The organism is Streptomyces pathocidini (genome assembly GCF_001418495.1).
In the GTDB taxonomy this organism is placed as follows: Bacteria; Actinomycetota; Actinomycetes; order Streptomycetales; family Streptomycetaceae; genus Streptomyces; species Streptomyces pathocidini.
Genome location: NZ_LIQY01000196.1, coordinates 1 through 10,257 on the forward strand (window position 1 = coordinate 1; position 10,257 = coordinate 10,257).

The 10,257-nt window shown below is 71.6% G+C and carries 9 protein-coding genes; 7 read left to right on the forward strand and 2 right to left on the reverse strand.

The window, feature by feature from the left end; translation table 11 throughout:
* From AOK16_RS11290 to AOK16_RS11310, 5 genes are all read left to right on the forward strand, one after another.
* The coding region (locus AOK16_RS11290; protein ID WP_055472120.1) for a phosphoenolpyruvate carboxykinase (ATP) at positions 1-839 on the forward strand (839 nt) is incomplete at its 5' end.
* Positions 836-1,906, forward strand: coding sequence for a glycosyltransferase family 2 protein (locus AOK16_RS11295; protein ID WP_055472121.1), 1,071 nt, complete (start codon positions 836-838; stop codon positions 1,904-1,906). The genes AOK16_RS11290 and AOK16_RS11295, both read left to right, overlap by 4 nt.
* Positions 1,903-2,649, forward strand: a complete 747-nt coding sequence (locus AOK16_RS11300) for a coenzyme F420-0:L-glutamate ligase (RefSeq protein WP_240483519.1) — start codon at positions 1,903-1,905, stop codon at positions 2,647-2,649. The genes AOK16_RS11295 and AOK16_RS11300 overlap by 4 nt, the downstream gene beginning before the upstream one ends.
* Positions 2,646-3,485, forward strand: coding sequence for a shikimate dehydrogenase (locus AOK16_RS11305; protein ID WP_055472122.1), 840 nt, complete (start codon positions 2,646-2,648; stop codon positions 3,483-3,485). The genes AOK16_RS11300 and AOK16_RS11305 overlap by 4 nt, the downstream gene beginning before the upstream one ends.
* Positions 3,482-4,807, forward strand: a complete 1,326-nt coding sequence (locus AOK16_RS11310; protein WP_055472123.1) for an ATP-grasp domain-containing protein — start codon at positions 3,482-3,484, stop codon at positions 4,805-4,807. Before AOK16_RS11305 ends, AOK16_RS11310 begins: the two co-directional genes overlap by 4 nt.
* On the opposite strand, the gene AOK16_RS11315 is transcribed toward AOK16_RS11310, so the two are convergent.
* Positions 4,800-5,348, reverse strand: coding sequence for a hypothetical protein (locus AOK16_RS11315; RefSeq protein ID WP_157859177.1), 549 nt, complete (start codon positions 5,346-5,348; stop codon positions 4,800-4,802). The two genes, AOK16_RS11310 and AOK16_RS11315, sit on opposite strands and share 8 nt — an antisense overlap.
* Before the next feature lie 374 nt (positions 5,349-5,722).
* Between AOK16_RS11315 and AOK16_RS11320 the strand changes: the two genes are divergently transcribed.
* Positions 5,723-7,705: a penicillin-binding transpeptidase domain-containing protein gene (locus AOK16_RS11320; RefSeq protein WP_055472125.1), complete on the forward strand. Its 1,983-nt coding sequence runs from the start codon at positions 5,723-5,725 to the stop codon at positions 7,703-7,705.
* 126 nt (positions 7,706-7,831) lie between these two features.
* Positions 7,832-8,692: an endonuclease/exonuclease/phosphatase family protein gene (locus tag AOK16_RS11325; RefSeq protein ID WP_107098319.1), complete on the forward strand. Its 861-nt coding sequence runs from the start codon at positions 7,832-7,834 to the stop codon at positions 8,690-8,692.
* 176 nt (positions 8,693-8,868) lie between these two features.
* On the opposite strand, the gene AOK16_RS11330 is transcribed toward AOK16_RS11325, so the two are convergent.
* Positions 8,869-9,801 (reverse strand): LLM class F420-dependent oxidoreductase, encoded by a 933-nt coding sequence (locus AOK16_RS11330; RefSeq protein ID WP_055472126.1) that lies wholly within the window; start codon positions 9,799-9,801, stop codon positions 8,869-8,871.
* Between the last annotated feature and the right edge of the window lie 456 nt (positions 9,802-10,257).

The following is a 10,257-nucleotide window of genomic DNA, read 5'->3' on the forward strand; positions in this document are numbered from 1 at the left end:
GCCCGGCCGCGGCCGCGGCCACGGTCGACCGCCTCCTGCCCGGTGGCTGGTCGACCTCCCCCACCGCCCCGGCGGGCGATGGCCCCTGGCTGCTCGTCGAGGTCACCCAGGGCCCGCCGGGCGTCGAGGCGGTCGACGCCACGACGGTGCGCCTGCGGCTCACCCGGCGGGGCGCCGCCTCGGCCACGCTCGGGTACGCCACGTACACCGCTCTCGAACGGGCCCGCCAGCAACAGCAGTTGACCACCGTGCACGCCAGCGCCGTCTGCGCGCCGCACGGGCAGGCGGTGCTGGTGCTGGGCAACAAGGGGGCGGGCAAGACCAGTACGGTGCTGGCCCTGGCGGCGCGCGGCTGGACGCACCTGGGGGACGACCTCGTCGTCCTGGGCGAACGCGAGGGCGCGGTGACGGTGCTGCCCGGCAAGCGCACCGCCGCCGTGCGCCCGGCGGACCCGGCGCTCGGGGACGCCCCCAAGCCGGTCGTCGAACTGCGGCCGCTGCGCGGCGCCCCGGCCCCGCTCGGCCGGATCGTCCGCGTCACCGTCCACTCCCGGGTCACCGAGGCCCGGCTGATCCCGGCCACCCCCTTCTCCGGCAACGAATATCTGCGGCTGCACGAGAACCTCGCCCGCTACATCTCCGGCATCCCCACCCCGCTGGACGGTATCGCCGAGGCTCCCTACGGACCGGTGTGGCCGCTGGACACGCCCGCCTGCGCCCGGTGGCGCAGCCATCTCATCTCCCTGTTGGAGGGCCGCCGGTTCGACTACCTCTACGCCCCCGATCCCGAACGAGCCGCCGACCTCATCACCGAGGCGGCCGAGGTGCCCCCGTCATGAAGCCCCCCGTGACCGCGATCCTGCCGAGCAGGAACGAGCCGGCGACCATCGCCGCCGTCACCGCGGCCGTCGACGCAGCTCTGGACGACGAGCGCGCCGTCATCGTGCACGCCGACTCCTCCGACGCGCCGGACACCGCCGAGGCATTCGCCGCCGTACCCACCCGCGCCCGCACGGTCGCCCTGACCGGGCTGCCGCGCGGCAAGGGCACCCAGATCCGGCACGCCGTGGAGCGGGTGCGGCCGCCCGGCGCGGTGCTCATCGCCGACACGGACACCCGCCGGCCCGACCCGCAGGTCTACCGCGCCCTGGTCAACCACGCGTGCACCGGCGACGGTTGCGCCATCGCCGACTATCCCCGGCACTGGTACGAGGGCAACCTCACCTCGCACCTGGCCAGGCCGCTGATCGCCGCGGTCACCGGCCTGGACGTACCGCAGCCGCTCGCCGGGGACCTCGCGCTGTCCCAGGCCGCCGTCTCCGCCGTCGGCCGGGCCGTCAACGGTCTTGAGCCGCCCTTGTCCCAGTGCGTCGACGGCTATGGCATCGACGCGTTCCTGCTGCTGAGCGTCGCAGCCGCGGGAGAGTCCGTGGTGCCGGTGCGCCTGTCACGGCCCAAGGAGCACGCCCCCTCGTTCGGCCATCTGCCACCGATCTTCTCCCAGGCGGTGCCGGTGCTGCTCTCCCTCACCGCCTCCTGGCCCCTGGCGCCTGCGCCCTCACCCCGGCCGGTGGTGTACCGGCCGGACGACCGGCCGCTGCCGCAGGAGCAGCGCTCGGCCATGCTGGCCGCGCTCGACGCGTTCCTGCCGACCGGCGGCGCCGGCCGCTTCGAGCGCGCCTCATGGCCGCTGCCCCTGGCCCACGCCTGGCGTGCCGTCAGCACCGGAACGCCCGCTCACGAGGCGGCGGACCGTCTCTGGCCGCACTACGTCCACCACGTCCGCACCTGGCTCGCCGATGGCAGCCGGGCCCCCTCCGAGCGGCGCGCGCAGCAGCTCGCCGACGCCCACCTCCGCCTGTCCGCGGCCCTGCGCCCGGACCTCTTCAGAAAGCCGGCATCATGAGCGCACCCACCTCGCAGTTCACGGTCACCGCCCTGGAGCCGTTCCCCGTCGTGGGCGAGGGCGACGATCTCGCCCGCACCATCGTCGGCGTGGTGCAGGACCGGGCCTTCTCCCTCCAGCACGACGACATCCTGGTCGTCGCCTCCAAGGTCGTCTCCATGGCGGAGCGGCGGCGCGTGGACCTCGACACGGTCACGCCCGGACGACAGGCGCTGGAGCTCTCCGCGAAGACGGGCAAGCCCGCGGAGATCGTCCAGCTTGTACTGGACGAGTCCGCCGAGCACTACCTGGCCACCGAGCGCGGCCCCATCATCGCCCGTCACCACCTCGGCTACACCCTCACCTCGGCCGGCATCGACCGTGACGGCACCGACGGTGCCTGGCTGCTGCCGGCCGACCCCGACGCCTCCGCCCGCGCCTTGCGGGACGCCATCGCCGCCGCCACGGGCACCACGGTCGCCGTCGTCATCGCTGACTCCGACGGGCGCGCGGACCGGCAGGGCGCGACCGTCATCTCGCTGGGTGCCGCCGGAATCAGCCCCCTGAGGGTCACCGAGCACACCGAGCCCGACGGGCGCGTCAAGGGCCAGACGGAGACCTTCAGTGATCTGGTGGCCGCCGCCGCCGGCGTGGTCCTGGGCCAGCGCGGGCGGGGCGCGCCGGTCGCCGTGGTCCGTGGGGTCGCCTACGACAAGGGCGACGAGGGCGTACGCGCCATACTCCACCACGGAGGGGACGCGTGAAACAGCTCGCCATCCTGGGCTCGCCCATCGGCACGGCCCTCTCACCCGTCCTCCACCGGGCTGCCTATACGGCCATGGGGAGTCCCTGGGACAGCTGGAGCTACCGGGCCATCGACTGCCTCCCCGGTCAACTTGGGCATTTCTTCGACGCGTTGGACGGCACCTGGGCAGGGCTCTCGCTGACCATGCCGCTGAAGCGGGTGGCGGTGCCGCTGCTGGACGAGGTCTCACCGCTCGTACGCGAGACCGGCACCGCCAACACGGTCGTGCTGCGCGACGGGCGCCTCATCGGCGAGAACACCGACGTGCACGGCATGGTCCAGGCACTGCGCGAGGCGGATGTGACCGGCGCGCGGTCGATGACGGTACTCGGCGCCGGAGCCACCGCCGCCACGGCGCTGGCCGCCGCACGCGCGCTGGACTGCGGGCGGGTGACGGCCGTGGTCCGCGCCGCGGAGCGGTGCGGCCAACTGGCCCAGGCGGCGCGCCGGCTGAACATCCCCCTGGACGTCAGGCCGTGGTCTCAGGCAGCCGAGCAGCTGACGGCTGACGTGGTCGTCTCCGCCGTTCCGCCGCATGCCGCCGACACGCTCGCCGCGGCCTGGACCGGGTCGCCGGGCGTACTCCTGGACGTCGTCTACCGGCCCTGGCCCACCGCCCTGGCGACGGCCGCCGAACGTGCCGGACGCCGGGTCGTGGGCGGACTGCCCATGCTGGTCCACCAAGCTGCCCAGCAGCTGCGGCTCCAGACCGGCCGTCCGGCCCCCCTGGAGGCCATGCGGCAGGCGGCGCTGGCGGTCCGAGGTCACGCGGTCGAGCCGCCGAAGCCGACATGACGAAGATCGCCTTTCTGCGTTCCACGGAAATCCAGCAGACTGCTCCGTACCTGGCCCGCCTGGCGGACCGGTTTGCCCGCGACGGCATCCGCGCCAAGTTGTTCTATACGCACGGCGACTGCGACCGTACGGATTTTCCCGGTGAGACGGAGAGACTCGACCCGGATATCTCCTGCGACCAACTCGTCGGCCGGCTGGTCCGCTGGGGCCCGGACCGGGTGATTTCCCTGTCTGTCGCCGACCGGCACGCGCTGCGCGACTCCCTGGCCAAGGAGGCGCTGGCCGCGCGTGGCATTCCCGTGGTCATGCACGGAGCTCGGGCAACGGGAGCGCTGGCCAACAAGTGGGAGACCAAGGAGCTGATGCGGCACCACGGCCTCGCCACACCGGACGGGGTCCTGCTCGACGGTGACCTGCTCAACGGCCGCGCCCTGTCCGTGCCCGCGTACCACGACCTCGTCCGCCACCACGCCGGGCGGCTCGGCTACCCGCTGCTGGCCAAGCCCCTGTGGGACTGCTACGCCAAGGGCATCACCCTGCTGCACGACGAGAGCGAGCTGCGCGAGCATCTGCGCGCTCCCCACAACTGCAATGCGCTCCTGGAACAGTGCCTGCGCGGGGAGCTGTGCTCGGTGGAAATCGTGGGCCGGGGCGGCGCCTTCGTCCTCCAGCCCCTCATCTGGAAGGGGGCGACCGGCGGATTGCCCCAGGACCTGTACGGGCAACTGCGGTACTCCGCGCCGCACCCCGTCGCGGAGGCGCGGTTCCTGCCGGTGGCTGACCGGCTCCGCGCCCTGTGCGCCGGACTCGGCCTCGAAGGCTCCCTCGAAGTCGAGATGATCTACACCGAGGGCACCTACCGGATCATCGAGATCAATCCACGGGTGTCCGGCTCGACGACACTGTCCATCGCAGCGTCCGGCTGCAACACCTACGACTGCCTCGTCGACATGGCACAGGGGACCTGGTCCGCGGACCACGCGGCCGCACTGGACCAGGGGCGTCGCCGCCTCGCCGTCCAGTTCCCGGTGCGAGGCCTCACCGAGGAGCTGACAGGGGTACTGGCACACCACCTCGACCTGGTCCGGGCAAGCCGGATCAACGCCAACGGCCGGGTGCACGAGAACGCCATCATCACCTGCGAGTTCACCGATGCCCCCGGCCTGGCGGACACCCTGACATCGCTTCAGGACCGCTACGGCCTGACGTCACCCGACATCATCCAGCAGATCCACAGCCTCCTTCGGGACACCGTCCCACCAGGACCGCCTGCCACCGCCGAGCAGCACCTCAGCAACCGCCCAGAGCGCGAGGTTACCTGAGGATTGTTTCGGCCGAGAGGAGGGATAGCCGTCGGACGTCGCAGCCTATTCCAACGACGGCCAGGAGGCCGCCCGTTGGCACGAACTCGTTGAAGGCTTTGCCCTCCATGGGGCCGGAGGTGATCCTGTGCTCCAGGTGGACCAGATGGAGGAGGGAGCTGGTGTTGATCTCCAAGTGGAGATGAGAGGTGCCGCTCGCCTTCGTCAGGTCGGTGCGCATCCAGGTGATCTCCAACTCTGCCTGGATGTTGAGGATCTTGCCGTTTTCCAGGCATTCGATCGTGGCGTCTTGAGGGTGCGCGGTCCAAGTGGCGAGCTTGGTCGGCTGAGTTCCGAGGCAGCGGACGTAGGAGAACGTCACTTTCCCTTTGTTGGTTTTGTTGTCGAAGACGCCTTCTCCGTTGACGTTGCATGCCAGTCCTGCCGGGTTATCGCCCGGGTCAGCGCTTACCGGTACGGCGCTTGAGGTGGAGGCAGGGATGAACGCGAGCGAGCACGCTGTCGCGAGGGAAACCGCCAGCGATAGGATCTTGCGGCGCATGGAACCTCCTCGGCTGGATAGTCGTATAAGACTGTTGTCCCCTCAATTACCCTGCGCCAGGGCGTGCACTGGAGTGCGGCACGGCGCAAGAGAGCGCGGAAGGCGCATCCGGAGGGGGAGCGCCGATGCGGCCCCGCAGCCTCCTCGCATGTCGCGCAGGATTGGTCATCTGACGACCCGCGAATATTGATCTTTCGGGGAATCTCGGGGCGGCACGGGGCGGGTCAGCCGTTCACATCAGCGGGTTGGACCACGGATCCGCCGAGTCGGCCGCGTGGTCGGCAAGTCGGGGCTGGTCGGGGTTGGGCGCGGTACATTGCCGAACCGGTTCCCAGAGGGAGCCGGACGCGTCTCGGTCAGCGGGAAGGATCCCCATGCGGCACAGCCATCCCCTGGCGGCGGTCCTCGCCGGCGCCCTGCTCGCCGGTTCGGTCGGCGCCTGCTCCGGGCAGGAGGATGAGGCGACGCGCGCGGCGCGGGGCTTCCTCTCCGCGTGGGCCGCTGGGGACGCGCGGAAGGCCGGCTCCTTCACCGACAATCCCGCCGCGGCGCAGGCCGAACTGGCCCGGCTGAAGCAGGAGCTGGGCATCGAGAAGGCGCGGCTGACGCCGGACGCCAGGCAGGACGACAAGGGAGACTCGCAGGACGGCAAGGGGGATCCGCAGGACGGCAAGGGGGGCCCACAGGACCGCAAGGGGGATCCGCAGGACCGCAAAGGCGACCCGCGGGACGGCAAGGGGGAAGGGACCGCCCGCGTCCCGTTCCGGGCCGAGCTCGACCTCGCCGGGGCGGGGACCTGGAAGTACCGGTCCAGCGCCGAGGTGCGGAAGGCGGCCGACGGGGCCTGGAAGGTGCACTTTACGCCCGCCGTGATCCACCCCGAGCTCAAGGAGCCGACGAGTCAGCTGTGGGCTGACCGCGAACTCCCGCCCCGCGCCGGGATCCTGGCGGCCGACGGCAGCAACCTCGCCCCGGAGACCACTGTGTGGGCGGTCAGCGTCTGGCCCGCCAAGGTCAAGGACCCCGACCAGGTCTACCGGGCGCTGAAGGACCCGGACCTCGGCGTCGACATCGACACCGAAGCCCTCAGGTCCCGGGTGGAGAAGGCCGGACCGGACCAGGCCGTACCCGTGGTCACGCTCCGGGACGAGACGTTCCGCAAGGTGCGGGACAAGCTCATGGCCGCGCGCGGGCTGCAGTTCCACGACTTCGAGCGTGCCGTGGCCACCCACGCGAAACCGCTCGTCGGCGGCGTTCAGCCCGCCACGGCCGAGACGTTGCGCAACGCGGGTGCCGGCGCGGTGGCCACGGACGCCGTCGGCGCCGGCGGGCTCCAGTACCGCTACCAGCGGCGCCTCGCGGGCACGGCGGGCATCACCGTACGAGCCGCCGGAACCCCCGCGTACGGGGACGGGCGCGTCGTCTACCGCAGCAAGGCCGAGCCGGGCCGCCCCGTCCGTACCACCCTCGACCCCAGGACGCAGCGCGCCGCGGACCAGGCTCTCGCGGACACGGACAAGAACGCGGCCCTGGTCGCCCTGCGCCCCAGCACCGGCGAGGTCCTGGCCGTCGCCAACACCCCGGACTCCGGGGAGAACCGGGCGTTCACCGGTCGCTACCCACCGGGCTCCACCTTCAAGGTCGTCACGGCCGCCGCCCTGCTCAAGTCCGGTGTCACGCCCGGGACATCGGCCCCCTGCCCTCGTACGGCCGATGTCGACGGCCAGAAGTTCGAGAACCAGACCGAGTTCGAGCTGCCCGCCGGGAGCACCTTCCGCGAGGACTTCGCCCGCTCCTGCAACACCGGCTTCATCGGGCTGCGCGACCGGCTCGGGGACGGCGCGCTGACCGACGCGGCTGGGCGGTTCGGCATTGGCGGCGCGTGGGACGTCGGGGCGGCCACCTTCGACGGCAGTGTGCCGGTGCCCGAGGGCGTCAACGACAAGGCCGCGGGGATGATCGGCCAGGGCAGGGTCGAGGCGAGCCCGCTCGTCATGGCCTCGGTCGCCGCCACGGTGAAGGACGGTGCCTTCCGGCAGCCGGTGCTCGTCCCGGACGCGGTCGGGAAGCGGCACCGGGCCGCGAAGCAGCTGGACGGGGACGTGGCGCGGGAGTTGCGCACCCTGATGAACGAGGTCGTGACGAAGGGGTCGGGGTCGGCGCTGCGGGGGATCCCGGGGAGCCCGGGGGCGAAGACCGGCACGGCGGAGTTCGGCTCGGACGATCCGCCGCACACCCACGCGTGGATCATCGGCTTCCGGGGCGACCTCGCCTTCGCCGTGTTCCTGGAGGACGGCGGCTCGGGAGGGCGCGACGCGGGGCCGGTGGCGGCGGAGTTCCTGCGCGGACTGGACTGACCGCGGTCCGTCGCGTACGCGGTGAACGCGGTCCGTCGCGCGTACGCGGTGAACGTGCCCACCCCGGACGTTCACCCCGAACTCCTGTTGCGGCACGTCACCGCCTGGTATCACCATGGCATGGACATGAGAATACGTTCCCGGGTGGCCGGACTTGCCCTTGCCACCGGACTCACCCTCGGTGTCGCCGGCCCCGCGCCCACCGCATCCGCCGCCGACACCCTGACCGTGATGAGCCTCAACACCTGGCTCGGCGGCACCAAGGTCACCGACGGTGTCAACAAGATCGCCGCCGAGATCACCAAGGCCGGGGCGGACGTCGTCTCGCTGCAGGAGTACTCGGCCGACTCCACCCAGAAGATCGCCGCCAAGCTCGGCTGGTATGCCACCGACACCGGGACCGACGTCGACATCGTCAGCCGCCTGCCCTTCGAGGGAGAGGACTGGACGGCCGGCGGCGGCGGCACGGTCGCGGTCAAGATCAAGGGTGTCTGGATCTACTCAGTGCACCTCGACTACACCAAGTACGGCCCGTACAACGCCTGTTTCGACAACGACAGCTACGCGACGATCTACGCCGACGAGGCCAACCGCAAGAAGCAGGCCCAGGAGATCCTCAACTGGGCCGGCTCCAGCCCCGCCATCATCGCCGGCGACTTCAACACCCCCTCGCACCTGGACTGGACGGCGGACACCCAGGCGGTGCACTGCAACTCGGTGGTGCAGTGGCCGGCTACCAAGATCTTCGCCGACGCCGGGTACTCGGACGCGTACCGCAAGGTCAACCCCGACGAGGCCACGGTGCCCGGCAACACCTGGTCCCCGGTGGTGAAGACGAACCAGGGCCGGCCTGAGCCGCAGGACCGCATCGACCTCATCCTTTACCGCGGCGGCCCCACCCTGAACGTGACGAGCGCGCGCACCTGGGGCGGCGGCAGCAACTGGCCCTCGGACCACCTGGCGGTGGTGGCGAAGTTCAACCTCTGAGTCAAAGGGTGCCAGGGGGCCGTCCGAGGCAGCATCGCCGCCGCAGGGATGCTTGCGAAGGACGGCCCTCCGGCTCGGTGCCACCCGGTACGAGTCGTGCCCGAGAACTCAGACGCCCCGCCGCCTGAGAGCTCAGACGCCCGCTGCCCGAACTCAGACGCCCGCCTTCCGCGAACTCAGACGCCCGCTGCTCGAGCCGCCGCGTAGAACTCCGCAGCCACGTCCGTCAGTTCCTGCGCGTCGCGCACCGTGGCCTGGAAGTCGATCAGGAACTCCGTGATGCCCTCGATCCGCGCGTGCGCGACCAGGTCCTCGACCAGCTGGTCCACGCTGCCCTGGAAGGGCTTGCGATCGTCTCCCTCGTACGGCGCGGCGCTGTAGTACGCGTTGACGCGCACGCAGACGTCGAGGGGGCGCTCCCGGCCGCGCTCGGCCGCCAGGTCCTGGAGCCTGCGCCAGCCCTCGGCCAGCTGCTCGGCGCCCATGGCCACCGGCATCCAGCCGTCCGCCCGATCGACCACGCGGCGGGAGGCGCGCGGGCTGAAGGCGGCCAGGTAGACGGGGATCGGCCGGGCGGGCTTGGGGCCGACCTCGGACGGCGCGATGGTCGTCAGCTCGCCCTCGTACGAGACGGGGTCGGGGCCCCAGACGGCCGCGCAGACGTCCAGCAGCTCGTCGAGGACGGCGCCGCGCCGCTCGAAGGGGGCGACGGAGGAGGCGGCGTACTCGTCGTGCGACCAGCCCGTGCCGGTGCCGAGCACGACCCGGCCGCCGCTCGCGCGGTCCAGCGAGGCGAGCGCGCGGGCCAGTTGGAAGGGGATGTGGAGGGGCGCGACGAGCACGCTCGTGCCGAGGCGGGCGCGCCGGGTCGCCGAGGCGGCCAGGGCGAGGGTGACCAGCGGGTCGGCGACCGAGCGGTAGTGCTCGGGCCAGGGGAGGCCGGGGATGCCGGCGAACCCCTCGGTCATCGGCTCGGGGAAGAGGACGCGCTCGAAGACCCACAGGCTCTCGTAGCCCGTCTCCTCCGCCGAGCGCGCCACCGCGGGGACGTCACGGCCGATGGTGAACTGCTTGGTCTGGGGGAGTGCCAGACCGAGTTTGATCGACATGCCGCTCTCCTTCGGATGCTCCGGATCGCCTGGACACCTGTCCAAACGCCAGAACTGTGCCATCCGATGCCCGGATCCCGGGGCTTTCCGCCGACCGCCCAGCGCGTCATGACGACGGCCGGCCCGCGCCGCGCGCACCGTCACCCCAGCCCGCCCGCCACACCCCACTGGGGGTGTCTGCTGGGTGCGTTTGGTTGTGCTTGGTTTCTTGCCTGATTCCAAGCTGTTATCAACAGGCCTTGTCATTAGTGCACAGGCCGGTGAACCATGTGGCCTACTTCACGGCCGTTCAGTACGCCAGTACGCCAGTACGCCGGTACGGGTTCGTGGGTCCGCGGGCGCGTCCCGTGGTCGCGCCGCTGTGGGGTCCATGTGCCAGAACGCGACGTCGGAGGTGACAGTGACGGCTCCTCAGGCGTCGTCTCGGGCGGGCGATCCGGCGGCCGGTCGGGAGGC